Source organism: Affinirhizobium straminoryzae, assembly GCF_007004135.1.
GTDB lineage: Bacteria > Pseudomonadota > Alphaproteobacteria > Rhizobiales > Rhizobiaceae > Neorhizobium > Neorhizobium straminoryzae.
The window spans coordinates 22,186-46,355 of the sequence record NZ_VJMG01000047.1 but is presented as its reverse complement, the minus strand read 5'-3'; the positions used below and the strand labels follow the sequence as shown (position 1 = coordinate 46,355).

The following is a 24,170-nucleotide window of genomic DNA, read 5'->3' as shown; positions in this document are numbered from 1 at the left end:
AGCCGGGTTTCACCGGATCTTTCGGCAGATTCAGCGCGGGGCGGGGTGACAAGCGTGACAGTTTCGTGTAATGGCCCCCGCACGGACAAGGGATATTCTCCCGTTGACCGAAACAAAGGATGGCGAATTCGCCCCTGCCCGCAAGGGCACGGCTCCAAGGCATGGTCCGAGGATGTCGCGGTTTGGGCGCTCTGGCTGTTTCAGAAGAACTCAGAGGTTAACATGACCAACATCATCGCTCAGTTGGAAGCCGAACAGGTTGCCAAGATCGAAGCCATTCGCAAGCTTCCGGAATTTTCCCCGGGTGATACGCTGCGCGTCAACGTGAAGGTAACGGAAGGCAACCGTACCCGCGTTCAGGCCTATGAAGGCGTTTGCATCGCCCGCTCCGGCGGCGGCATCAACGAAAGCTTCACCGTTCGCAAGATCTCCTATGGCGAAGGCGTCGAGCGCGTCTTCCCGGTCTACTCCCCGATGGTCGAAAGCGTCGAAGTCGTTCGTCGCGGCAAGGTCCGTCGCGCCAAGCTCTACTACCTGCGCGATCGTCGCGGCAAGTCGGCCCGTATCGTTGAAGCTACCAACATCCGCGCCCGCAAGCTCAACGAAGCCGAGCGCAGTGCAGCCGCTGAAGAGCGCGCACGCGTCGAAGCGGAAAAGGTTGCAGCAGCACAGGCTCTCGCCGCCGAAAAGGCAGCAGCAGAAGCCGCAGCGGCAGCAGCATCGGAATAAGATGTCCCATTCGGGATATTGTCTTGGAAGGCGGGCTCAGGCCCGCCTTTTTCATTGGGCCTCGGCTTTCTCGATGATCGCCGGCAGGTCCTTGAGAATGGAATCGCGGGCTCTGGCGCTGGCGGAGCCGGGCAGTTTCTTCTCATCCTGCGCGAGGCGCACGAACACGATTGCGCGCGTGTCGGCCTGACCAAGGCCCACGAACCATCCCCAGGGGTGTTCATAGTCGAAGCGGCCATCGCCCGCGCGGGGATAGGCCATGCCCGTCTTTCCCTTTACCGTCCAGCCGGTTCCGGCCACGGGGAAGCTTTCCATGGCCGCCACGGCCTTGTCCATCGCCTGCGGTGCAACCGGCAGCGACCGGCTGGAAAGCTTGCGCAGGAAGGCGATCTGTTCCTTCGGGGAGATTTTGAGCGAGGAGGCGATCCAGGCGCGATCGAGGCCGTTGTTCTTGCCGGGATCGCCGGAAAAATCCGCATTGCCGTAGTTGAAGGCCTTGGCATAGGCCGCCAGCCTTTCGGCGCCAAGTCGGTGGGTGATGCGCTGGGAAAACCAGACGACGGAATATTTGAGCCAGCGCTCGGCATCGGTAGGCTTCTTCCATTCCGCGCCGCCCCAATCCGGATCGCCTTTTTTGAATTCGAGCACCGGCTCGTGCGGGCTCTTCAGAACAGCGGAATCGAAGCCCATCAGGGCGAGCGGCACCTTGAAGGTCGAGGCGGGGGTGACGCGACCGGCGCAATCACCCTCTTCCGCCAGCACCGTTCCGGTTTCGGCATCAGCGACCATCGTGCAGATGGTTCTGGCCTGCGCGGGCGCGAGAGCGGTAAGCGCGCCTGAAAAGGCAAGGGCAAGAAAAAGTGCAGGTCGCATCATGTCAGTCCTCCTCGACATCGTGCGCTGCTTGTGAACTGCCAAGATGTCGAGAAGGCGGCACCGCTCATCTCTTCACGGCGGAATCCCAGTGCTCGTCCGCCTTGCCGTCGATAATCCGCCAGGTATCGAACCAGGTCGTGGTATAGGTTTTCGCCGGATCCTTTGGGTCCTTTTCGGTGCGCACCGTGGCAACGGTCACGAGGTCACCTTCCGCCTGTACGAAAACGATCGGGCTCTTCAGCCTGTCCTCAATGGGGATTGGCTTGACGCCCAGTCCCTTCGTGAAGAAATCCACCACGCTCTGGCGTCCGGAAGGCGCATTCGGATTGTGCTGAATATAGCGCTCGCTGAGGTAATCGGCCGCCTTGTCCCAGTGGTGAGCCTCCAGCAGATCGCGATAGATCTTGTAGATGAGCTGCTTGTTGGCGTTCAGTGCGGGATCGGGGCTTGTGAACTGTGCTTCCTTGTCGGCTGCGGCGACAACCGCTTCCTGCGCTGCAGCGAGATGGGGAAGAGCAGCTGTGCCGAGTGCCAGCGCAGCGACGAAGGCGATGTATTTCATGCGGATGTCTCCCGGGATGGATGCCCTGCCGAGATAGGCATGCATCCGGCCCCGGAAAACAAGGCATTTCCGCTGCCGATAGTATGGAAAAGGGAACCGGCCGCGGTGGCAGGGTGCGTGTCCGCCGCTGTCTCTCGTGAGTCAGCGGCGTGCCGTCTCGTCAGGCCGACGCCTTGCGTGCAAGGAGGCGTCCGACGAGAATCACCAGAACACCCGCCACGGCCAGGCAGGCGGCCAGGAAGAACATCGGCGCGATGGTGCTGCCCGTTTCGTCGCGGATCCAGGGCACCACGTTCTGCGCGATGAAGCCGCCGAGATTGCCGACCGAGTTGATCGCCGCGATGCCGGCTGCTGCCCCCGCCCCCTTCAGGAAGCGACCCGGCAGGCTCCAGAACACCGGCTGTCCGGCGAATATGCCGGCAGCCGCCACGCACAAAAGCGCGAACTGCAGGATCGGCGCCGTCACGACCGCCGACAGTGTCAGGCAGACTGCGCCGACGAAGGCCGGACCGACGATATAGGGCGTCTTGTCGTTCGTCCGGTCGGCCATGCTCGGCACGATCCACAGCGCCAGCGCCACGATCAGCCAGGGGATGATGTTGATGAGCCCGTTCACCGTGTTGGACACGCCAAAGCCCTGCACGATGGTCGGCAGCCAGTAGCTGAGGCCATAGGCCGCCAGCGGGAAGCCGATATAGCAGACGGACATCAGCAGCACGCGCGGATTGACGAGCGCCCGGAAGCCGCTTTCGGCATGCTCCTCCATGCCGGCGTTTTCCGCTGCCAGCCGCTCGCGCAGCCAGTCCTTCTCCGCCGCCGTCAGGAAGCGCGCCTTCTCCGGTGTGTCATCGAGATAGAACAGGGTCACGATGCCGGCGAGGACGGCGGGAACGCCCGTGGCGAGGAACACCCATTCCCAGCCGGCATAGCCGAGGAGACCATCAAGATCGAGCAGCATGCCGCCAAGCGGCGCGCCGACCGCATTGGCAAAGGCGCTGAAGATCATGAACAGGCCCACCATGCGGCCGCGATAATCCTTGGGGAACCAGAGGGTCAGCAGGTAGAGAACGCCAGGGAAGAAGCCGGCTTCCGCCACCCCGAGCAGGAAGCGCAGGATGTAGAACATCGTCGCGCTGGAGGTGTAGGCAAGTGCGATGGTGACGATGCCCCAGCTCACCATGATGCGGGCAAACCATTTGGAGGCGCCGAACCGGTTGAGGAAGAGATTGCTCGGCACCTCGAACAGGAAATAGCCAATGAAGAACAGCGAGGCGCCAAGCCCATAGGCATATTCGCTGAGGCCCAGCGCATCGACCATGTCGAGCTTGGCGAAGCTGACATTCTGCCGGTCGATATAGGCGATCAGATAGAGAAAGCCGAGAAACGGCATGAGACGCCAGGTGATTTTGGCGATCAGGTGTTTTTCCGAAACCAAGACGGTTCCTCCGCAGCAGTCAGGCGCCCCCACCCGGCTTGAACTGCGGAAACTAGGTTCGGTTGCGATGGCGGCAAGGGGCGCGCTGCGCGAGCGCTCCTGCAAGCTGCCGTCCGTGTGTTCGGCCTCTTGCCTTCCACGGCATTTCCATGACAATCGCTCAGACGTCGATTTCGGCCGTGCCACACATTCGGGAGTGACCCATGATCCGCCGCCGCTCGCTTCTTGCCGGGTTTTCCGCCCTTGCCCTTTCACCGCTTGCTGCCGGTCTTGCAACCGCCGCCGGCCTGCCGGATCTGAAGGGCCGCACCATCGTGGTGGTGACGGAAAATGCCTATCCGCCGCTGCAGTTCGTCGATCCCAAGAGCGGCAAGCAGATCGGCTGGGAGTATGATGCGATGGAGGAGATCGGCAAGCGCCTGAACGCGAAGATCACCTACCAGAACACCTCCTGGGATGCGATGATCCAGGCCGTGTCCGACGGCCAGTACGATGTCGGCATGACCGGCATCACCATCAAGGAAGACCGCAAGGAGAAGGTGGACTTCTCCGATCCCTACATGCGTTCGCAGCAGTTCATGCTGGTGCGCGGCGATGAGAAGCGCTTTTCCGACGCCAAGGGCTTTGCCGCGCTCAAGGATGCTCTGATCGGCGCCCAGCCTGGTACCACACCCTTCTACACGGCCGTCTATGAAGTGCTTGACGGCAACGAGCAGAATCCGCGCATCAAGCTGTTCGAAACCTTCGGCGCCACGGTGCAGGCGCTGAAGGCGGGCGATGTCGACATGGTGCTGACGGACGGCACGGCCGGCCAAGGCTATGTCGATACCTCCAAGGGTGGACTGAAACTGGTGGGTGGCCCGCTCGGCTCGGAGGATTTCGGCTTCATCTTCAAGAAGGGCTCCGATCTGGTTGCCCCCGTCAATGCCGCCATTGCCGCCTTGAAGGCGGACGGCACGTTTGATCGGCTGAACAGGAAATGGTTCCTCGATTACAAGATGGGGGAATGAAGGCGGATGGCGACCGCGCCGCGCGGTGAGGCCCGCCGGGATTTCCCCTGGTGGGCCGTGGCCCTTGGGTTGATGATGGCCTGCCTTGCCATCGTGATTGCCGTCAACGATCTCTATGGCCAGGTCTTCCTCGTGGTGACGAAGGGGATCGGCATCACCATCGGGGTGGCGCTGACGGCCTTTGTGCTGGCAACCGCGCTCGGACTTGGTGTAGCGCTGGCAGGCCTTTCCGGCAGCCTTGCGCTCAGGCAGGCCGCTCGCTTCTACATCGAGACGATCCGCGGCATCCCGATCCTGGTGCTGTTGTTCTACGTCGCCTTCGTCGGCGCGCCGGCCATCATGGGCGCTTATGCCTTCCTCGCCGCGCCGCTGATCGAGAAGGGGCTGCTGCCCGCGCTGCTGGTGCGGGATTTCTCGCTGATGTGGCGGGCCATCATCGCGCTGATGATCGGCTACAGCGCCTTCATCGCGGAAATCTTCCGCGCCGGCATCCAGTCGATCGACCAGGGCCAGATCGATGCCGCCAAGGCGCTGGGTCTTTCGCGGTTCCAGCGGTTCCGGCTGGTGGTGTTTCCGCAGGCGCTGAAGGTGATTTTTCCGCCGCTTTCCAACGATTTCGTCTCGATGGTGAAGGATAGTTCGCTCGTCTCGGTGCTCGGCGTCTCCGACATCACGCAGATGGCCAAGGTCTATGCCTCCGGGTCCTTCCGCTTCTTCGAGACCTATTCGATTCTCGCCTATGTCTACCTCATTCTCACTATCGGGCTCTCGATGCTGCTGAGGCGGGTGGAGCGGCGCCTTGGCGCCGGCTCCAGAGGCTAAGCGATTTCGAAATCAGTATTTTTCCGGTACATACATGTTCGCCGGCACCGGGTGGCGGATGTAATCCGAATGGCGGACGCGGGCTGGAAGCTCGATTGCTTCCTTCGGCACATGCTCATAGGGGATCTGCTCGAGAAGATGAGCGATCATGTTGAGGCGCGCCTTCTTCTTGTCGACCGCCTGCACCACCCACCACGGCGCCTCGGAAATGTGGGTGCGCTCCAGCATCTCTTCCTTGGCACGGGTGTAGTCTTCCCAGTGGACGCGGCTTTCGAGGTCCATCGGCGAGAGCTTCCACTGCTTCAGCGGGTCGTTGATGCGCATGCGGAAGCGGAATTCCTGTTCCTCGTCGGTAATCGAGAACCAGTATTTGAGCAGGATGATGCCAGAGCGCACCAGCATGCGCTCGAAGTCCGGCACGTCGCGGAAAAATTCCTCGACCTGGTCCGGCGTGCAGAAGCCCATCACGCGCTCCACCCCGGCGCGGTTGTACCAGGAGCGGTCGAACAGCACCATTTCGCCTGCAGAGGGCAGGTGCGGGACGTAGCGCTGGAAATACCACTGGCTGCGCTCGCGCTCGGTCGGGGCGGGAAGGGCGACCACCCGGCAGACGCGCGGGTTGAGCCGCTGCGTGACGCGCTTGATGGCGCCACCCTTGCCGGCGGAATCGCGGCCTTCGAACAGCACGACGACCTTCAGCTGCTTGTACTGCACCCAGTCCTGCAGACGCACCAGCTCGTGCTGCAGCTTGAACAGCTCGCGGAAATAGGTGCGGCGTTCCAGTGTCGGCTCCGACAGGCCTTCCTCGACCAGATCCTCCAGCCGTTCTTCCTCCAGCTGAAGCTCCAGTTCCTCATCGAAACTGTCAACGATCTCTGCCTTGAGACGGCTCACTTCATCCTGCATGGGTGGGGTCATCGCGATCACTCCTGTTCCTGCCGCAGAAGAAGCATGAAATGGCAAAGCGCGTATGACAATCGCGCGACAGGTTGGATTGGCCGTGCCAGGATGGTCGAATGCGGTCGTCGAGCGTGGTTGCGCCGGATTGCCGAGAAGCGGGAAAACTGTTACAGGTTCGGACATGGGATCAAAATTCGGATGCCTCGCGAACCGTTACATCGTGCTGCAGGACCACAAGCGTCTGCCGGCACGGTTTTTCGCGCGCATTTCCGGTGCTCTGAACAGCCGACTTCGTCACGCCTGATCGCGTGACCTGCGGCAGCCGATGCTGCCGAATTCAAATCCCTTGTTTTCCGACACCAAATGGATGGCAGCCATGAGCGCACCGCGTACTCTCTATGACAAGATCTGGGACGATCACGTCGTTTCCACCGATGACACCGGCACCTGTCTTCTCTACATCGATCGTCACCTCGTTCACGAAGTGACGTCGCCGCAGGCTTTCGAAGGCCTGCGCATGGCCGGCCGCAAGGTTCGCGCGCCGGAAAAGACGCTCGCCGTGGTCGACCACAACGTGCCCACCACGCCGGATCGCCACATCGGCATCAAGAACGAGGAAAGCCGCGTTCAGGTGGAGGCGCTCGCCCAGAACGCCAAGGATTTCGGCGTCGAGTATTACTCGGAAAAGGACAAGCGCCAGGGCATCGTCCATATCGTCGGCCCCGAACAGGGTTTTACCCTGCCGGGCATGACCATCGTCTGCGGTGACAGCCACACCTCCACGCACGGCGCTTTTGGCGCGCTGGCGCACGGTATCGGCACCTCGGAAGTCGAGCATGTTCTCGCCACCCAGACGCTGGTGCAGAAAAAGGCCAAGAACATGCTGGTGCGCGTCGATGGCCAGCTGCCGGAAGGCGTCACCGCCAAGGACATCATCCTCGCCATCATCGGCGAGATCGGCACTGCCGGCGGCACCGGCCATGTCATCGAGTTCGCCGGCGAAGCGATCCGCTCGCTCTCGATGGAAGGCCGCATGACCGTCTGCAACATGACGATCGAAGGCGGCGCCCGCGCCGGTCTCATCGCGCCGGATGAAACCACGTTCGACTACATCAAGGACAAGCCGCGCGCTCCGAAGGGCAAGGCCTGGGACATGGCGCTCGACTACTGGAAGACGCTGCATTCGGATGAGGGCGCCCATTACGACCGCGTCGTGGTGCTGGACGCTGCCAACCTGCCGCCGATCGTCTCCTGGGGTTCTTCGCCGGAAGACGTCATTTCCGTCGAAGGCGTGGTTCCGAACCCGGATGACATCCAGGATGAGAACAAGCGCACCTCCAAGTGGCGCGCGCTGGACTATATGGGCCTGAAGCCGGGCACCAAGATCACCGACATCGCGATCGACCGCGTCTTCATCGGCTCCTGCACCAATGGCCGTATCGAAGACCTGCGTGCCGCAGCCAAGGTCGTCGAGGGCCGCAAGGTGGCCGCCAGCGTGTCTGCGATGATCGTTCCGGGCTCCGGCATCGTGAAGGAACAGGCGGAAGCCGAAGGTCTCGACAAGATCTTCAAGGAAGCCGGTTTCGAATGGCGCGAGCCGGGTTGCTCGATGTGCCTTGCCATGAACGACGACCGCCTGAAGCCGGGTGAGCGGTGCGCGTCCACCTCGAACCGCAACTTCGAGGGACGCCAGGGCTACAAGGGCCGCACGCATCTCGTTTCCCCGGCTATGGCTGCCGCTGCGGCGATTGCCGGTCACTTCGTCGACATTCGCACGTGGAAATAAGCCTCTCGATCTTGTGAGAGCCTGACATGGGAAGGCTGCCGGTTTCGCGAGAGCCCGGCGGCTTTTCCTTTTTGCGCCCCTGACACCGCAAAGCCACTTCACGGTCCTAGGCGACCTGATTACTGTGGCGCCCACATTGACACCATGACAGACCGCTTCCATGACCCTTCGCCTGCGCGACGCCCTGCCTGCCGACCTTCCCGCCATCACCGAGATCTACCGCGACAGCGTGCTGAACGGCACGGCAAGCTACGAAATCCTGCCGCCGGACGCGGCGGAAATGGCCGCCCGCTTCGAGGCGATCACAGGGAAGGGCTATCCTTATATCGTGGCGGAGGCTGAAGAGGGGACGCTTCTCGGCTATGCCTATGCGTCCGCCTTCCGCACGCGGCCGGCCTATCGCTGGCTGGTGGAGGATTCGATCTATCTGGCAGCCGATGCGCGCGGTCGCGGCATCGGCAAGATGCTGCTGGCGGGCCTCATTGACCGCACGACGGCGCTCGGTTTCCGGCAGATGGCGGCGGTGATCGGCGGCGCAAGTCCCGCGTCCGTCGCGCTGCATGCCGCGCTTGGCTTCGAGATGGCCGGCCGCATGAAGGGCACCGGCTACAAGCATGGCCAATGGCTGGATACGGTCTTCATGCAGCGGGAACTGGGGGAGGGCACAGGCACCCATCCCGACCCCGATGCCTATCCGGGTAATCTCTTCGCCGGCTAATTTTGCCGCAACCGACGTTGGTGGTCGATGTCACGGCCCTCACCGTGGCGGTGCCGGATCTGTCGCTCAGGCGATCACTCGACCAGTTTCAGAACCTTGTCGAACACCTTCAGCACCTGGGCAAGCTCGTGGCCGCGCTTCAGGATCATGCCATGCGTGTTGACCACGCTGTAGGCGCCCTGCTTGGCGGCGAGCTTCGGGTTCTTCTCGATGCGGTAGAGCGGCATTTCGCCGGAGCGCTTGAAGACGGAAAACACCGCCTTGTCACGCAGATGGTCGATGGCATAGTCCTTCCACTCGCCTTCGCCCACCATGCGGCCATAGATCCACAGGATCTGGTCGAGCTCGCGGCGGTGAAAGGTAACGGGGGCAGGATCGGCTGCCTTGCGGTACTGGTTGAGATCGACGACGGAAGCGCCCTCGGCAAAACCACCCGGCAAATCGGACTGATCGGTCATCAAGGCTCCCAACGCCATGTAACAGATGAATGACAGTGTGCCTCAGCCTGCGGAAAATGCAAGCCGGACACGGGCTGAAACCCGTCGGCAGATCGGCGGTTCCCGCACGGACCACCGCCCGCGAGGGCTGATCCGGCAGCCGACCATGCCGGGACATGAACCGCTTTCCGCCTGATTTTGGTCAAAAGAGTGCCGGAATCGACCGGCAGATTTCGCAGCGACGGTTGGCGCGAGGCGCCATTGGTCCGGTCGGGAGCGTTGACCTTACCCCCAGCCCCCAACCCTTCCGGCCGGACTTTCTCTGCCGTCAGTTGCTGCGTTTGCGGCCTGCCATCACCAGCGTCGCGCCATAGATTGCCGAGGGTTCGCCCTTGGCGGTCGACGACTGCAGCAGGATGGCGCAGCCATCCTTCTTGGAGCGGCCCATGGTCTTTGCAGGCAGCGTGATGGTCATTGCCTTGCCTTCCCACATGCCGACGGTCTGCACATCGTAGACGCTGTGCCAGTATTCGATCTGGCGACCGCCATTGTCACCACGCGCCACATCGACCTGCTGCTGCTTGGTGAAATAGGCGACGACGATATCGGCGCGGCCCTGGCCTTCGCCGATGCTGATCTCCATCTCGTCATTGTTCATCCGGGCCTTCACCGGCACCGTCAGCCCCTGGCCGGCAGCCGTCAGGCTGTCGATCTTGCCGTTGATTGCGGACACATCGGTGCCCTTCAGGTGGTCGCGCCCGTTGATGATCGCCTGCGGCGTATAGACTCCGCTGCGACCCATGGAATGGGCATAGCCATACTGACGTTCGGTATTGTCCTTCGAACTCAGCGTGTCCGTCCAGCCGAGATAGTTCCAGTAATCGACGTGATAGGACAGCGCCACCACATCGCCCTGCTCCACCAGCGTCTTCAGCGCGGCATCGGCTGGCGGACACGAGGCGCAGCCCTGCGAGGTGAACAGTTCCACCACCCCCTTCGGTGGCGTCTGCATCTCGCCGGCCAGTGCCGGCGCGGCATAGAGCCCGACTGCCAGCAGCAGCGCGGCAGAGCGTGTGAGCATCATCGGTCTCGCCTTCTGGAGGAGCATGTCTTGTCTTTGTTGCTGCGGATCATCTTTGTGTGGCGGGAAACCTAACCTGTGACCTCCATCAAGCGGAAGTCACAAGGGGGTGAGACACGAAGGACAGAGAAACTTGCTCATAAAAATGCCGCCGGACAAGGTGTCCGGCGGCAATCGATGCGTTCTGCGTGCGATCAGGCAGCGAGGTCGCGCAGAACCGTCTGAAGAATACCGCCATTGTTGACGTAGATGACCTCATCCAGCGTGTCGATGCGGCACAGGATCTTGATCTCCTTCACCGTGCCGTCGGCATAGGTGATCTTGGCGATCTTCCATTCGCGCGGCTTGATCTCGCCATCGAGGCCTTCGATGGTGACGGTCTCGTCGCCCTTCAGGTCCAGGCTCTGCCAGTTGGTGCCCTCTTCGAAGACGAAGGGGATGACGCCCATGCCGACCAGGTTCGAGCGGTGAATGCGCTCGAAGGACTGGGCGATCACGGCGCGCACGCCGAGCAGGTTGGTGCCCTTGGCAGCCCAGTCACGCGAGGAGCCGTTGCCATATTCGACGCCGGCGAAGATGACGAGCGGAACGCCCTCGGCCTTGTACTTCATGGCGGCGTCATAGATCGACATCTCTTCCTTGGACGGATAGTGGACGGTGTAGCCGCCTTCCTTGCCGTTCGGGCCGAGCATGAAGTTGCGGATGCGGATGTTGGCAAAGGTGCCGCGCATCATCACTTCATGGTTGCCGCGGCGCGTGCCGTACTGGTTGAAGTCCGCAACGGACACGCCATTGCCGATCAGGTATGCACCGGCCGGAGACTGTGCCTTGATCGAACCGGCCGGAGAAATGTGGTCGGTGGTGATCTTGTCGCCGAACAGGCCGAGCACGCGGGCGTTGACGATGTTGTCGGTGCCGACGCCGGCCTTCTTCGGCATGCCGACGAAGTAGGGCGGGTTCTGCACGTAGGTCGACTTGTCGTCCCAGGCATAGGTCTGGCCTTCCGGAACCTGCACGGCCTGCCAGTTGGCGTCGCCCTTGAAGACGTCGGCATACTTGGTTTCGAACAGTTCGCGGGTGACGTACTTCTGGATGAACTCCTGCACTTCGGCAGAGGTTGGCCAGATGTCCTTCAGGTAGACGGGGTTGCCATCACGGTCTTCGCCGAGCGGTTCGCTGGTCAGGTCCTTCTGGACCGTGCCGGCGAGAGCGTAGGCGACGACGAGCGGCGGGGACGCCAGATAGTTCGCCTGAACGTCCGGCGAGATGCGGCCTTCGAAGTTGCGGTTACCGGAGAGAACGCCGGCGGCAATGATGCCCTTGTCGTTGATCGTCTTCGAAATCGGCGCCGGAAGCGGACCGGAATTGCCGATGCAGGTGGTGCAGCCGAAGCCGACCAGGTTGAAGCCGAGCGCGTCGAGTTCCTTCTGCAGGCCGGACTTTTCGAGGTATTCGCCAACGACCTGCGATCCCGGTGCCAGCGAGGTCTTGACCCAGGGCTTCGACTTCAGACCCTTGGCGACGGCATTGCGGGCGAGAAGGCCGGCCGCGATCAGAACGCTCGGGTTGGACGTGTTGGTGCACGACGTGATGGCGGCAATCGCCACGTCGCCATGGCCGAGATCGAAATCCGTGCCTTCGACAGCCCAGCGCTGATCGAGCTGGCCCGGCTTCTTGTAATCGCCTTCGAGGGCGGTTGCGAAGTTCGGGGCAATGGTTTCGAGGGCCAGGCGGCCTTCCGGACGCTTCGGGCCGGCCATGGACGGCACGACGTCGCCGAGATCGAGTTCCAGCGTATCGGTGAAGACGAGGTCGGAACCGTCACCTTCGCGCCACATGCCCTGCGCCTTGGAATAGGCTTCGACGAGGGCGATACGGTCCTTGGTGCGGCCGGACATGTCGAGGTAGCCGACGGTGGCGGAATCGACCGGGAAGAAGCCGCAGGTCGCGCCGTATTCCGGCCCCATGTTGCCGATGGTGGCACGGTCGGCAACCGGCAGGGTGTCGAGACCCGTGCCGAAGAATTCGACGAACTTGGAAACCACACCCTTCTTGCGCAGCATCTGCACGACGGTCAGCACGAGGTCGGTCGCGGTGACGCCTTCCTTCAGCGTGCCGGTCAGCTTGAAGCCGATGACTTCCGGCAGCAGCATGGAGACCGGCTGGCCAAGCATGGCGGCTTCCGCTTCGATACCACCCACGCCCCAGCCGAGAACGCCGAGACCGTTGATCATCGTGGTGTGGGAATCGGTGCCGACGCAGGTATCGGGATAGGCGATGGTTTCGCCGTCTTCGTCCTTCGTCCAGACCGTCTGGCCGAGATATTCGAAGTTCACCTGGTGACAGATGCCGGTGCCGGGCGGGACGACGCGGAAGTTCTTGAAGGCCTGCTGGCCCCACTTCAGGAAGCGGTAGCGCTCGCCGTTGCGCTGGTATTCCAGCTCCACGTTGCGGGCAAAGGCGTTCGGGTTGCCGAATTCGTCGACGATGACCGAGTGGTCGATCACGAGATCGACGGGCACCAGCGGGTTGATCTTTTCCGGGTCGCCACCGAGCGACTTGATGCCGTCACGCATGGCAGCGAGATCGACCACCGCCGGAACGCCGGTGAAGTCCTGCATCAGAACACGCGCCGGACGATAGGCGATTTCGTTCTCGACCTTGCCCTTGTTGTTCAGCCATTCGGCGACCGAAAGGATCTGCTCCTTGGTGACGGACTTGCCGTCTTCGAAACGCAGCAGGTTTTCCAGCAGGACCTTCATGGAGAAGGGCAGCTTGGAGACGCCGGGAAGGCCATTGGCCTCCGCCTTCGGCAGGCTGTAATAAACGTAGTCCTTGCCGCCGACGGTCAGGACCGACCGGCAATGAAAGCTGTCGAGAGATTTGGTCACGGAAACAACCCCGCTGATATCAAGAGCCAACACGCGCGTGCGGACGCCTATGCACTACATGCACATCAGGATGCGGGTGCGACCATTTCCGCTGTCCGCACGAGAAGAAATTTCTTCAGGTCCGGCGCAAAGTGAAAATCACGCCGGCCGCTGGCGTGGTTGCGAAGCTTATAGATAATTTCTAAGAAGTGTTCCAGACGGTGAAGGGGCAGATTGCGAGATTTTTTTGCAGTGCGTTCCGCCGGGATACCAGAGGCTCAAATCATGCGGCTCAACGCCGAAAACCTCTCGGCGCATCGCGGCGAGGACCTGATTTTCTCGAATATTTCCTTCAACTTAACGGCGGGAGAGGCGCTCCTTCTGACCGGCCCCAACGGCTCTGGAAAATCGACGCTTCTGAAGGTGGTCGCGGGCCTGATGCGCCCCGCGTCTGGCCGTGTTTTCTGGCAGGCAGAACCGGCGGAAACCGGGCTTCCGGTGCGGGAAGTCTGCCACTATCTCGGGCATCGCAATGCCATGAAACCGGAGCTTTCGGTTGCGGAAAATCTCGGCTTCTGGCGCGCCTTCCTCTGCGACAGGCCGGGCGGCACCGGCCTTTCCATCGGCGAGGCGGCGGCGGCGGTGGAACTGGAAGCCATCCTGCATCTGCCCTTCGGCTATCTCTCGGCCGGCCAGCAACGGCGCATGGCCTTTGCCAAGCTGCTGGTCGCCCATCGCCCGGTCTGGCTGCTGGATGAGCCGACGGCTGCGCTGGATGTCGCGGCGGAGGCGCTGTTTGCCCGCCTGATTCGCGATCATCTGGGTCGGGGCGGACTGGTCGTCGCGGCCACCCACCAGCCGCTGGATCTCGTCGCTGCCCACCGGCTGGAGATGAAGGGGTTTCAATATGCGGAAACGGGGGAGGACTTCGCATGACCGCCCTTCTGCTTCGCGATCTGAAACTGTCGATCCGGGCCGGCGGCGGTGCGTTGATCGGCATCCTGTTCTTCATGACCGTTGTGGCCGTCATTCCCTTTGGTGTCGGGCCGGATCTCAATCTCTTGTCGCGCATCGGCCCGGCGATCGTCTGGATCGGCGCCCTGCTGGCCGCATTGCTCGGCCTCGACCGGATGTTCCAGGCCGACCGCGACGACGGCTCGCTCGATCTTCTGCTGATGCAGGAGCATCCGCTGGTGCTGACGGTGCTGGTCAAGTGCCTTGCCCACTGGCTCGCCAACGTGCTGCCGCTGGTGATTGCCTCGCCGCTGCTCGGCCTGTTCATGAACATGAGCGAGGTGGCGATCGGTGCGGTGATGCTGACGCTGCTGGTCGGTTCGCCGGCGCTCACCTTCATCGGCGCGGTGGGGGCAGCGGTCTCCGTCACGCTGCCGCGCGGCGGGCTGCTCGTCTCCATCCTCGTGTTGCCGCTCTGCATTCCGGTGCTGATCTTCGGGGTCAGCGCGGCCTATGCGGCCGTGGAGGATCCGGCGCCCTTTTTACCGCCATTCCTGATCCTGACGGCCATCACGATGTTTTTTGCCGTGCTGGGGCCGGCAGGTGCCGCCCTGGCGTTGCGCAATGCCGGGGATTGACTAGGATCAAGTGCAGGCCACCGGCCGTGATTTAGAAGGACGCCATGACCGAAAGCCTTGCCATCCGCAAATTCAGCGACCTCGCCAACCCGACGCGCTTCCTGGCGATCGCCGAACGCGTGCTGCCCTGGCTTGCCGGCCTCTGTTGCCTGCTGTTCGCGCTTGGCCTCACACTCGCCTTCACCACGGAGGGAGACTACCAGCAGGGCGATACGGTGCGCATCATGTATATCCATGTGCCGGCCGCCTGGCTGTCGATGATGTGCTATTCGGTGATGGCGCTCTCGGCGCTCGGCACGCTGGTCTGGCGCCATCCGCTGGCCGATGTCAGCCACAAGGCTGCCGCGCCGCTGGGGGCTGCCTTCACGCTGGTGGCATTGGTGACCGGCTCGCTGTGGGGCAAGCCGATGTGGGGCACCTGGTGGGTATGGGATGCGCGGTTGACCTCCGTCTTCATCCTGTTCCTGATGTATCTCGGCCTGATCGCGCTCAACCGCGCCATGGACGATCCGTCGCGCGCCGCCCGCGTCTCGGCGGTGCTGATCCTCGTCGGCTTCGTCAATATTCCCATCATCAAGTTCTCGGTCGACTGGTGGAACACGCTGCACCAGCCGGCAAGCGTGATCCGTATGGGCGGCCCGACCATCGATGCGGAATTCCTGCGCCCGCTGATCGTGATGGCGCTGGCTTTCACGCTACTCTTCTTCACCCTCCACATCATGGCGATCCGCAACGAGATCTGGCGTCGCCGGGTGGCAACGCAGCGGCGCATGGCGGCCCGCCTCGCCGGCCGCGGAGACTGACCATGACCCATGCCTTCTATGTTCTGGCCTCCTATGGCGTTGCGGCCGTCGTGATCCTTGCCCTGGTGATCTGGACTGTCGCCGATGGTCGCGCCCGTCGCCGGGAACTGGCGGAACTGGAGGCGGCCGGCCTGCGCCGCCGCTCTGCCGCTCCGGCCTCTGCATCGACCGGAAAGACGGCGTCGTGAGCGGCGAGATCGAGCCGGACGCCGTTCCCCGCCGTCGCGCGATCCGGGTGCTGGTGCTGATCCCGCTTCTGGTGTTTGCGGGCTTTGCCGCGATTGCCGGCAAGATGCTCTATGACCAGGATGTCAACGGGCTGGATGTCGCGGCCATTCCCTCCGCGCTGATCGGCAAGCCCGCCCCCTCTCTTTCGCTGCCGCCACTGGAGGGGTCCGAGACGCCGGCGCTGACCGATGCCGCCATTCGCGGCAAGCTCACGCTCGTCAACGTGTTTGCCTCCTGGTGCGTGCCCTGCCGGCAGGAGCATCCGCTGCTGAAGCAACTGGCCACCGATCCGCGCCTCACCATCGTCGGCATCAACTACAAGGACCGCAATGACAATGCGCTGCGTTTCCTCGGCGAACTCGGCAATCCCTATCGGGCGATCGGCGTCGATCCGAACGGCAAGGCGGCGATCGACTGGGGCGTCTACGGTATTCCGGAAAGCTATCTGGTCGGCACCGACGGTACCATTCTCTACAAGCGTGTCGGCCCGTTCGACGAGCGCAGCGTGACGCAGGATCTGCTGCCGGCGATCGCGAAGGCCCTGGCCAAACCGTCAAGCTGAGACGCGGCCTGCTTTCCCTTGTCTTCCTCTGCGTATCACTGTGGGATACGAACAATGGAGGCGGCGAATGATCCGTTCGTTCCGGGATAAAAGAACCGAAGCCGTCGATGCAGGAACCATTGGAAAGGGTTTTCCAGCCGAGCTTGTTCGTCGTGCACAGCAGTTGTTGACCCTCATCGATGCGGCATGATCTCTGGAGGATCTTCGGTCCCCGCCTGGCAATCGCCTCGAAAAGCTATCGGGTGACCGCGAAGGCCAGCATTCGGTGCGCGTCAACGCTCAATGGCGGATCTGTTTCATTTGGAAAGACGGCGATGCGGAAGAGGTCGAGATCGTCGATGACCACTGAAGACGGTGCATACAGGTGGGAGATACGAGATGACGCTCAGTAAGGCGCCAGCCATTCATTCGGGCGAGATTTTGAGAGATCTGTATCTCGAACCCCTGGGCATGTCCGCTTATGCGCTGGCCAAGACGTTGAGGGTTCCGCGGACGCGCATCGAGCGCATCGTGGCGGAGAAGATCGGCATCAGCGCGGATACGGCGCTGCGGCTTGCCAAATTCTTCCGGACGACGCCCGAACTCTGGCTTAACCTTCAGTCAAACTACCATCTCAAGAAGCAGAGCGCCGAACTCGGTAGCGAACTGGCGAAGATTCCAGAGCTCGGCGAAGCCGCGTAAAGGGCGTTACACGCCTGCCTGCCAGGCCTTGATCGCCTCCACCGGCCAGATCAGCATCAGCACGTTAAGCGTCAGGTTGTCGCGAATGAGAAGACCGGTCAGCAGTTCGAAGGCAAGCGCGATGGCGACCGTCAGCCAGATCGGGGCGCGCGCCGCACACAGGAAGCCGAGCGCCATGAAGAGGGTGTCCATCGCCGAGTTGAGTATGCTGTCGCCCTCGTAGCCGATCGCCATGGTGGCGGAGCGGTAGCGGTTGATGATGATCGGCGAGTTTTCCAGAAGCTCCCAGCCCGCCTCGATCAGGGTGGCGAGCGCCAGCCGTTTGGGAAGGTCTGCCTTGCGCAGCACCAGCCAGCCGAGGCCATAGAACAGGAAGCCATGGATGATGTGCGAGGGCGTGTACCAGTCGGCCATGTGCTGTGAATTGCCCGGCGTGTTCACGCCCGGCTCGAACAGTTTGATGGTACCGCAGGTGCAGATCCATACCCGACCCATCAGATGTTCGGAGACAATCTGGACGGTGAGAAGGATCAGGGCGACCGAAAGCCAGAAGGCGTGGGAGCGGGAAGGCGAAGCCTTCGCCAGCGTCACTTGCCGTCCTCGGACGGTTGCTCCAGCGAGTGCTTCATGATCAGCGGCATTTGCGCCAGCGTGAAGGCAATCGTGATCGGCATCGTTCCCCAGACCTTGAAGTTCACCCAGGCCGCATCGGAGAAATTGCGCCAGACGACTTCGTTCAGCACGGCGAGAAACAGGAAGAAGAGGCCCCAGCGTAGCGTCAGCTTCTTCCAGCCCTCGTCGGTCAGCTGGAAGGCAGCGTTGAAGACATAGCCGAGCAGCGATTTGCCAAGCGCCAGGCCGACGAGCAGCGTCACGCCGAACAGCGTGTTGACGATGGTGGGCTTCATCTTGATGAAGACCTCGTCCTGCAGCCAGATCGACAGGCCGCCGAAGATCAGCACCACGATGCCGGAGACGAAGGGCATCACCGGCAGATGGCGGAACACGATCTTGGACACGACCAGCGACAGCACGGTCGCCGCCATGAACAGGCCGGTCGCCACCAGAAGCGGGCCGCCGAGCGCCGAGAGCGCGGGGAATTTCTGGACCAGCCACTCGCCGCGCAGATTGCCGAAGAAGAAGACGAGCAGCGGCCCGATCTCCAGCGCAAGCTTAAGGCCCGGGTGCTGCTTCTCCTGGCGGGTCGGCGTCGTGTCGCTTTCAAGGCTCTGCATGGATCGTCTTCATCTTCCGTTGGGCTGTTTGCGATGCAAACCCGCCATCTGTGGCATCAATGCGTCAGGCCGGCAATGGCGCGGGCAAAATCACCGGCTTCGAAGGGTTCGAGATCGTCGATCCCTTCGCCGACGCCGATGAAATAGACCGGCAGCTTGTGCTTGGCGGCAATCGCCACCAGAATGCCGCCGCGCGCCGTGCCGTCGAGCTTGGTCATGATCAGGCCGCCGACGCCCGCCACGTTGCGGAAGATCTCCACCTGGTTCATGGCGTTCTGGCCGGTCGTGGCGTCCAGCGTCTGCAGCACCGTGTGCGGCGCATCCGGATCGAGCTTGCCGAGCACGCGGACGATCTTTTCCAGCTCCGCCATCAGTTCCGCCTTGTTCTGCAGGCGGCCGGCGGTATCGATGATCAGCACGTCGCATTTCTTCGCCCGCGCCTGTTCGAAGGCGTCATAGGCAAGGCCCGCGGCATCGGCGCCGAGCCTGGTGCCGATGAATTCCGAGTTGGTGCGGTCGGCCCAGATCTTCAGCTGCTCGATGGCTGCGGCACGGAAGGTGTCGCCCGCCGCCAGCATCACCTTGAGGCCGGAGCCGGAAAGTTTTGCCGCCAGCTTGCCGATCGTCGTCGTCTTGCCGGTGCCGTTCACGCCGACGACGAGGATGACGTGCGGCTTGTGCGAGAGATCGAGTTCCAGCGGTTTCGCCACCGGTGTCAGCACCTTGGTGATCTCCGTCGCCATGATGCGCGAGACGTCCTCGCCCGTCACGTCCTTGCCGTAGCGCTCGGACGAGAGCGTGTCGGTGATGCGCATCGCGGTCTCGACACCGAGATCGGCCTGGATCAGCAGGTCTTCCAGCTCCTCCAGCGTGGCCTCGTCCAGCTTGCGCTTGGTGAAGAGGGCGGCGATCTGTCCGGTCAGCTGCGCTGACGTCCGCGACAGGCCCTGCCGCAGCTTCTGGAACCAGGAGAGTTTTGGCTGCGGCGCTGCCTCCACCACCGGCGCTTCCACTTTGCGCGTGGCAAAACCCTTGGGAAGGGCGGGGTCGGCGGTCAGCGGTGGTGTTTCCGCCTCGGTCAAGAAAGAGGAAACGGCAGCAGACGCGTCACCCCCCTCTGTCCCGCCGGACATCTCCCCCTCAAGGGGGGAGATCGCTTCCGGGCTTTTGCTTTCCCCAACCAAATCCCGGTTGGAGGAATCCGGCTCTTCCCGTGACGCTTCAACATGCGCAGCGTCGGTGAGGGATCCGTCCCCTTGCTGCGAGTCGATCTCCCCCCTTGAGGGGGAGATGCCCGGCAGGGCAGAGGGGGGCGTCGCGGGCACATCACCAGGGGGGTGCGCAACGGCGTCTTCTTCCGCCTCCAGCAGCGCCAGCGGCACCATACCGAGGTCGCCGGGGGCTGCGGCTGCCGTCAGCAGATCGGCGGCGTCATCCGCATCGTCATCCGCCGGGCCGCCGGCCGTTTCCATTTCGGCAAGCGAGACCGGGTCGACCGGCGAGACCGGCAGATCCTCGCTGCGGGCATGCGGTTCGGCCTCGGCGGCGATGGCTGCCTGTTCCTCGACCGTCAGACCTTCCGGTGCCTTGTCGTCTTCCGTGGCCGGCTTGTCCTTGCCGAACGAGAAGACTTTTTTGATGAAACCCAGCGCCATGAATGATCCGTTCCGTCACGCTGCACAGGCAGCGGCAACCTGCATTGTCAGATGTTTGCCATTGTGGCCGGTAATGGTGACCGGCACCAGATCGCGCGGCGTCAAACCGGGTGCCGCGACCAGCGAAAAATTCTCGGTATGGCCGAAGCCGCTCATTTCCACCAGAAGGGTCTGGCGCGTGCCGACCATCCGGTCGAGATGGGCCGCGGTCAACTGCTCGCCCGTGGCGCGCAGCCGTGCTGCCCGTTCCTTGACGAGCGCGCGGTCGAGCTGCGGCATGCGCGCCGCCGGCGTGCCGGGGCGCGGGCTATAGGGAAAGACATGCAGGAAGGAGAGGCCGCAGTCTTGGGCATGCCGCACGGCATTAGAAAACATGTCCTCGGTCTCGGTCGGGAAACCGGCGATCATGTCGGCGCCGAAACTCGTTTCCGGCCGCAGCCGGCGCACCTGCTCCACGAAGGCCAGCGCGTCGGCGCTCGCATGCCGCCGTTTCATGCGCTTCAGGATCATGTCGTCGCCATGCTGCAGCGACAGGTGCAGATGCGGCATGAAGCGCGCCTCCTCGGCGATGAGGTCGAGCAGATGACGGTCCGCCTCGATGCTGTCGATGGAGGAGAGGCGCAGGCGCTCTATGTCCGGCACCTGCTTCAGAAGCGTCTTTGCCAGCAGCCCGAGCGTCGGCTGGCCCGGCAGGTCCGCGCCGTAGCTTGTGGCATCGACGCCCGTCAGCACGATTTCGCGGTAGCCTTCGGCGACAAGCCTGCGGGCCTGCTCCACCACAGCGCCCATCGGCACGGAGCGGGAATTGCCGCGACCATAGGGAATGATGCAGAAGGTGCAGCGGTGATCGCAGCCGTTCTGCACCTGGATGAAGGCGCGCACATGGCCATCGATGTGGCGCACCATCTGCGGCGCCGTCGCCTTCACGCTCATGATGTCGTTGACGCGCAGCTTCTCTTCCGCCGAGACACCGAAATCCGGCAGGGCGCGATAGGCGGCGCTTTTCAGCTTTTCCTCATTGCCGAGAACCGCATCCACCTCCGCCATCGCGCCGAACGTGCCGGCTTCGGTCTGGGCCGCGCAGCCGGTCACGATGATGCGGGCATGCGGGTTTTCCCGCCGCGCCCGGCGGATCGCCTGCCGCGCCTGGCGCACCGCTTCGCCCGTCACCGCGCAGGTGTTGACGAGGATGGCATTGTTCAGCCCCGCCTTTTCGGCCTCCGCCCGCATGACCTCGGATTCATAGGTGTTGAGCCGGCAGCCGAAGGTGATGACCTCGACGCCGCTCACGGGACCATGGCCTCGGCTGCCTCCGGGTCGCGCGCGAAGCGGCCGGTCGTGGGGTCGAGACGGCCGGACCATTCCCATTCGGCCGGGCCGGTCATGATCACATGGTCGTCGGCGCGCCACTCGATCGTCAGCTTGCCGCGATTGGGGCTGGAGGCGACGGTGATGGTGACCGTGCGGCCCGTGCGTCCCGTGCGCGCGCCGGAGACCCCGGCGGAGCAGGCGGCGGAACCGCAGGCGAGCGTCAGACCCGCGCCGCGCTCCCAGGTGCGTGTCACCATTTCGGTCGGCGAGATCACCTGGGCCAGCGTGATATTGGCCTTTTCCGGAAACATCGGGTGGTTTTCGAGAAGCGGGCCGAAGCGGTCGAGATCGAAGCTCATCGGGTCGCGATCCACCCAGAAGACCGCATGCGGATTGCCCATGGACATTACCGCGGGCGAATGCAACACGGGGGCGTCGATCGGGCCGATCTGCAGCTCGATGCGGCTGGTATCGGCAAACTCCTCCGACAGCGGGATCTTGTCCCACTGGAACACGGGCTTGCCCATGTCGACGGAGATCGTGCCGTCGGCATGATCTTCTGCCGTCAGGATACCGGCCAGCGTCTGGAAGGTGAAGGTTCTCCGTCCGGTCTCGGCGGCAAGCGCCTGCACCACGCAGCGCGTGCCGTTGCCGCAGGCCTGGGCGCGCGTGCCGTCGCAATTGACGATGTCGATATAGGCGTCGGTACCGGCGATCTTCGGATCGTGGATCGCCATGATCTGGTCGAAGGCGGTCTCGGGATCGGCTGCCAGCGCAATCGCGGCCTCGGGCGTCACCCGGTCGGAACGGCCGCGCATATCCACGACGAGGATCTTGTTGCCAAGCCCGTTCATCTTCGCGAATTCGACCGTCTGTACCATGGAAAGCCACCTTTCGGACCGATGTCCGTCGTTTTGGGCTATATGGCGGAAAAATGCCGGCATTTCCAGTGCGCTCGGCGCATGCCGGGCAACCTCGTACAAAGGGGCCGGTTCGGCCCTTCAGGCAAAGCGATGCTGCTGCGCCAGCGCCTCTGCCGCAAGCCGCGCAAGGTTCTGCCGGATCCGCTCCTGCAAGACGGCGGCCACCGACGGATATTCCTCCAGCAGCCGGTGGAACAGCGTGCGGGCGATGCGCAGAACCTCGCCATCCTCTGCAGCGATCGCGGTGAATTTTCGCTCCACCATGGTCACCAGCGCAAGCTCGGAGAGGAGAGTACCCGGACCGACCGAGCGGCTGAGGTCCGCAATGCCGTCGCGGCCCTCGGTGTAGAGATCGATACGCCCGCGCGCCACCACGAAGGCGCATTCGGCGGGCGAGCGTTCGCGAAACAGTTCCTGGCCCTTGCTGACATTGCGCCGCTCCGCCCCGAAGGCGACCAGCCGCAACTGGTCTTCATCGAGCCCCTGGAAGAGGGGCACTTCGGAGAGAAGGCGAATGTCGTCGCTGAGCGCCATGGGCTGTCCTTCCGGTCAGGGAACGATCTTGTAGCCACCGTTTTCGGTGACGAGGATCTCCGCATTGGACGGATCGCGCTCGATCTTCTGGCGCAGGCGATAGACATGGGTTTCCAGCGTATGGGTCGTCACACCGGAATTGTAGCCCCAGACCTCTTCCAGCAGCACGTCGCGCGTCACCACCTTCTGGCCGGCGCGGTAGAGATAGCGGATGATCGCCGCTTCCTTTTCCGTCAGCCGGATCTTCTTGCCGTCCTCGGTGGTCAAGAGCTTCTGGCTCGGTTTGAACAGGTAGGGGCCGACCGTGAAGGTGGCGTCCTCGCTCTGCTCGTACTGGCGCAACTGGGCGCGGATGCGCGCCAGAAGCACGGCGAAGCGGAAGGGCTTTGTGATATAGTCGTTGGCGCCGGCTTCCAGACCGAGGATCGTGTCGGAATCCGTATCGTGGCCGGTCAGCATGATGATTGGCGCCTTGAAGCCCGCCTTGCGCAGCAGCTTCACGGCCTCGCGGCCGTCCATGTCCGGCAGGCCGACATCCATGATCAGCAGGTCGATCTGGCGGGATTTCGCGGTTGCCATGGCACGCGTGGCATTCGCTTCCTGCACCAGCGCAAATTCCTCATAGAGGGAAAGCTGTTCCACCAGCGTCTCGCGCAGGTCGTCATCGTCATCCACCAGCAGAATGGTGCGGGCTGCCATGCCGTCTTTGCCTTTCCGTTGGCCCGTCCGCCAATGGCGGAGAGGCGCTTCGTTGCACGTGACATTGTGCTATCACTTCAAACGAATTCCTGTCGAAAGCAACAATGTGTGTGAGAAATGGGTGGGATAAACCCCCTTCGCAAGGGAAATGCGCTGGTTGTTCGCACCGCGCCATCAAATCGCGCTCGCGGTTTCGTGAGCATCGGCCCATTGACGGTGCCAGCAGCGCTCGGCCGTTCTGGAACAACCGCTCGCAAACGGGAGGGCGATGGTGCCACGCCGATCGCCACCATGCGGCTGCTTTACGGCTTTGTCCGGGGCGATCGCCTGCGCTTGCCGCCGACGGCGCTGCCCTTCAGACGCATCCGCAAGGACATGCTGTGGTGCGATGATCCCGGCCATTCGTCCTACAACCGGCCCGTTCGAACCCCTTTCGTGCCGAGCCATGAGGTGCTTTCCCGCACCGACGGCCTCTACGACATCTGCCTGGTGCTCGACTGGAACGTGACGGAGCGCCGCCGCAACCGCGGTTCGGCGATCTTCTTCCACCTGATCCGCCCCGGCTATGAGCCGACGGCCGGCTGCATTGCCGTCAGTCTCCGCGACATGCGCCGTCTGCTGCCGCATCTGCGGTCGGGCACCATGGTCACGGTGATCGGCTGAACGCGTCCGGCCGACCTCCCTCGCCATGAAAAAAGGCGGCCCCGAAGGACCGCCTTTC

At 63.0% G+C, this 24,170-nt stretch carries 26 protein-coding genes and 1 pseudogene; 13 read left to right on the top strand and 14 right to left on the bottom strand.

The genetic code is table 11. The features are described from left to right. Nucleotides 1–222: 222 nt before the first annotated feature. Complete coding sequence (gene rplS, locus FNA46_RS16175; protein ID WP_143126239.1) at nucleotides 223–729, top strand: 50S ribosomal protein L19; 507 nt, start codon at nucleotides 223–225, stop codon at nucleotides 727–729. A 51-nt stretch (nucleotides 730–780) separates the two neighbouring features. Here rplS and blaOXA read toward each other — a convergent pair whose 3' ends face one another. The 3 genes from blaOXA to FNA46_RS16160 form a co-directional block, all read right to left on the bottom strand. Continuing rightward, entirely contained in the window at nucleotides 781–1,605 is an 825-nt protein-coding gene (gene blaOXA / locus FNA46_RS16170) for a class D beta-lactamase (protein WP_143126238.1), read from the bottom strand. 64 nt (nucleotides 1,606–1,669) lie between these two features. Next, a complete protein-coding gene (locus FNA46_RS16165) occupies nucleotides 1,670–2,167 on the bottom strand; it encodes a nuclear transport factor 2 family protein (protein ID WP_143126237.1) in 498 nt (165 codons plus the stop codon). 160 nt (nucleotides 2,168–2,327) lie between these two features. Then, nucleotides 2,328–3,602 carry an MFS transporter gene (locus FNA46_RS16160; RefSeq protein WP_143126236.1) on the bottom strand — a complete coding sequence of 425 codons (1,275 nt, stop codon included), beginning with the start codon at nucleotides 3,600–3,602 and terminating at the stop codon, nucleotides 2,328–2,330. A 203-nt stretch (nucleotides 3,603–3,805) separates the two neighbouring features. On the opposite strand from FNA46_RS16160, the gene FNA46_RS16155 reads away from it, so the two are divergent. Both FNA46_RS16155 and FNA46_RS16150 read left to right on the top strand, forming a co-directional pair. After that, the gene (locus FNA46_RS16155; RefSeq protein ID WP_143126235.1) at nucleotides 3,806–4,612 is read left to right on the top strand and encodes a basic amino acid ABC transporter substrate-binding protein; all 807 of its coding nucleotides are present in this window, start codon (nucleotides 3,806–3,808) and stop codon (nucleotides 4,610–4,612) included. 6 nt (nucleotides 4,613–4,618) lie between these two features. Beyond that, nucleotides 4,619–5,434: an amino acid ABC transporter permease gene (locus FNA46_RS16150; RefSeq protein ID WP_143126234.1), complete on the top strand. Its 816-nt coding sequence runs from the start codon at nucleotides 4,619–4,621 to the stop codon at nucleotides 5,432–5,434. 12 nt (nucleotides 5,435–5,446) lie between these two features. Here FNA46_RS16150 and ppk2 read toward each other — a convergent pair whose 3' ends face one another. Beyond that, nucleotides 5,447–6,352, bottom strand: a complete 906-nt coding sequence (ppk2, locus tag FNA46_RS16145) for a polyphosphate kinase 2 (protein WP_143126233.1) — start codon at nucleotides 6,350–6,352, stop codon at nucleotides 5,447–5,449. A 358-nt stretch (nucleotides 6,353–6,710) separates the two neighbouring features. Here ppk2 and leuC point away from each other — a divergent pair, with 358 nt between their 5' ends. Beyond that, nucleotides 6,711–8,120 (top strand): 3-isopropylmalate dehydratase large subunit, encoded by a 1,410-nt coding sequence (leuC, locus tag FNA46_RS16135; protein ID WP_143126232.1) that lies wholly within the window; start codon nucleotides 6,711–6,713, stop codon nucleotides 8,118–8,120. 160 nt (nucleotides 8,121–8,280) lie between these two features. Further along, a complete protein-coding gene (locus FNA46_RS16130; protein ID WP_143126231.1) occupies nucleotides 8,281–8,838 on the top strand; it encodes a GNAT family N-acetyltransferase in 558 nt (185 codons plus the stop codon). Between the two features lie 74 nt (nucleotides 8,839–8,912). On the opposite strand, the gene FNA46_RS16125 is transcribed toward FNA46_RS16130, so the two are convergent. The 3 genes from FNA46_RS16125 to acnA form a co-directional block, all read right to left on the bottom strand. After that, a complete protein-coding gene (locus FNA46_RS16125; RefSeq protein ID WP_143126230.1) occupies nucleotides 8,913–9,296 on the bottom strand; it encodes a DUF2794 domain-containing protein in 384 nt (127 codons plus the stop codon). Between the two features lie 307 nt (nucleotides 9,297–9,603). Next, complete coding sequence (locus FNA46_RS16120; RefSeq protein ID WP_425468771.1) at nucleotides 9,604–10,356, bottom strand: DUF1223 domain-containing protein; 753 nt, start codon at nucleotides 10,354–10,356, stop codon at nucleotides 9,604–9,606. Between the two features lie 194 nt (nucleotides 10,357–10,550). Then, nucleotides 10,551–13,247 (bottom strand): aconitate hydratase AcnA, encoded by a 2,697-nt coding sequence (gene acnA, locus FNA46_RS16115; RefSeq protein WP_143126229.1) that lies wholly within the window; start codon nucleotides 13,245–13,247, stop codon nucleotides 10,551–10,553. Nucleotides 13,248–13,511: 264 nt separating this feature from the next. Here acnA and ccmA point away from each other — a divergent pair, with 264 nt between their 5' ends. From ccmA to FNA46_RS16080, 7 genes and pseudogenes are all read left to right on the top strand, one after another. Next, entirely contained in the window at nucleotides 13,512–14,162 is a 651-nt protein-coding gene (ccmA, locus tag FNA46_RS16110; protein WP_143126228.1) for a heme ABC exporter ATP-binding protein CcmA, read from the top strand. Beyond that, nucleotides 14,159–14,818 (top strand): heme exporter protein CcmB, encoded by a 660-nt coding sequence (ccmB, locus tag FNA46_RS16105; protein ID WP_143126227.1) that lies wholly within the window; start codon nucleotides 14,159–14,161, stop codon nucleotides 14,816–14,818. The genes ccmA and ccmB overlap by 4 nt, the downstream gene beginning before the upstream one ends. 44 nt (nucleotides 14,819–14,862) lie before the next feature. Continuing rightward, nucleotides 14,863–15,621: a heme ABC transporter permease gene (locus FNA46_RS16100; RefSeq protein ID WP_143126226.1), complete on the top strand. Its 759-nt coding sequence runs from the start codon at nucleotides 14,863–14,865 to the stop codon at nucleotides 15,619–15,621. A 2-nt stretch (nucleotides 15,622–15,623) separates the two neighbouring features. Continuing rightward, nucleotides 15,624–15,809 carry a heme exporter protein CcmD gene (gene ccmD, locus FNA46_RS16095; RefSeq protein WP_143126225.1) on the top strand — a complete coding sequence of 62 codons (186 nt, stop codon included), beginning with the start codon at nucleotides 15,624–15,626 and terminating at the stop codon, nucleotides 15,807–15,809. Further along, nucleotides 15,806–16,411 (top strand): DsbE family thiol:disulfide interchange protein, encoded by a 606-nt coding sequence (locus FNA46_RS16090; protein WP_143126224.1) that lies wholly within the window; start codon nucleotides 15,806–15,808, stop codon nucleotides 16,409–16,411. Before ccmD ends, FNA46_RS16090 begins: the two co-directional genes overlap by 4 nt. 67 nt (nucleotides 16,412–16,478) lie before the next feature. Further along, a pseudogene (locus tag FNA46_RS16085) lies at nucleotides 16,479–16,760 on the top strand (type II toxin-antitoxin system RelE/ParE family toxin). Between the two features lie 29 nt (nucleotides 16,761–16,789). Further along, a complete protein-coding gene (locus FNA46_RS16080) occupies nucleotides 16,790–17,092 on the top strand; it encodes a HigA family addiction module antitoxin (protein WP_143126223.1) in 303 nt (100 codons plus the stop codon). A 6-nt stretch (nucleotides 17,093–17,098) separates the two neighbouring features. On the opposite strand, the gene FNA46_RS16075 is transcribed toward FNA46_RS16080, so the two are convergent. The 7 genes from FNA46_RS16075 to FNA46_RS16045 all read right to left on the bottom strand — a co-directional run bounded on the left by FNA46_RS16075 (nucleotide 17,099) and on the right by FNA46_RS16045 (nucleotide 23,449). Continuing rightward, nucleotides 17,099–17,683, bottom strand: coding sequence for a DUF2585 domain-containing protein (locus tag FNA46_RS16075; protein ID WP_143126222.1), 585 nt, complete (start codon nucleotides 17,681–17,683; stop codon nucleotides 17,099–17,101). Continuing rightward, nucleotides 17,680–18,327 carry a septation protein A gene (locus FNA46_RS16070; RefSeq protein WP_143126221.1) on the bottom strand — a complete coding sequence of 216 codons (648 nt, stop codon included), beginning with the start codon at nucleotides 18,325–18,327 and terminating at the stop codon, nucleotides 17,680–17,682. Before FNA46_RS16070 ends, FNA46_RS16075 begins: the two co-directional genes overlap by 4 nt. 56 nt (nucleotides 18,328–18,383) lie before the next feature. Next, a complete protein-coding gene (gene ftsY, locus FNA46_RS16065; protein WP_143126220.1) occupies nucleotides 18,384–19,982 on the bottom strand; it encodes a signal recognition particle-docking protein FtsY in 1,599 nt (532 codons plus the stop codon). Between the two features lie 15 nt (nucleotides 19,983–19,997). After that, on the bottom strand, nucleotides 19,998–21,272 hold the full coding sequence (gene mtaB, locus FNA46_RS16060; RefSeq protein ID WP_143126219.1) for a tRNA (N(6)-L-threonylcarbamoyladenosine(37)-C(2))-methylthiotransferase MtaB: 1,275 nt from the start codon (nucleotides 21,270–21,272) through the stop codon (nucleotides 19,998–20,000). Continuing rightward, entirely contained in the window at nucleotides 21,269–22,174 is a 906-nt protein-coding gene (gene dapF, locus FNA46_RS16055; RefSeq protein ID WP_143126218.1) for a diaminopimelate epimerase, read from the bottom strand. Before dapF ends, mtaB begins: the two co-directional genes overlap by 4 nt. A 120-nt stretch (nucleotides 22,175–22,294) precedes the next feature. Next, nucleotides 22,295–22,750 (bottom strand): cyclic nucleotide-binding domain-containing protein, encoded by a 456-nt coding sequence (locus FNA46_RS16050; RefSeq protein WP_143126217.1) that lies wholly within the window; start codon nucleotides 22,748–22,750, stop codon nucleotides 22,295–22,297. 15 nt (nucleotides 22,751–22,765) lie between these two features. After that, a complete protein-coding gene (locus FNA46_RS16045; protein WP_143126216.1) occupies nucleotides 22,766–23,449 on the bottom strand; it encodes a response regulator transcription factor in 684 nt (227 codons plus the stop codon). Nucleotides 23,450–23,566: 117 nt separating this feature from the next. On the opposite strand from FNA46_RS16045, the gene FNA46_RS16040 reads away from it, so the two are divergent. After that, nucleotides 23,567–24,112: a L,D-transpeptidase family protein gene (locus FNA46_RS16040; RefSeq protein ID WP_143126215.1), complete on the top strand. Its 546-nt coding sequence runs from the start codon at nucleotides 23,567–23,569 to the stop codon at nucleotides 24,110–24,112. The last annotated feature ends 58 nt before the right edge of the window (nucleotides 24,113–24,170 follow it).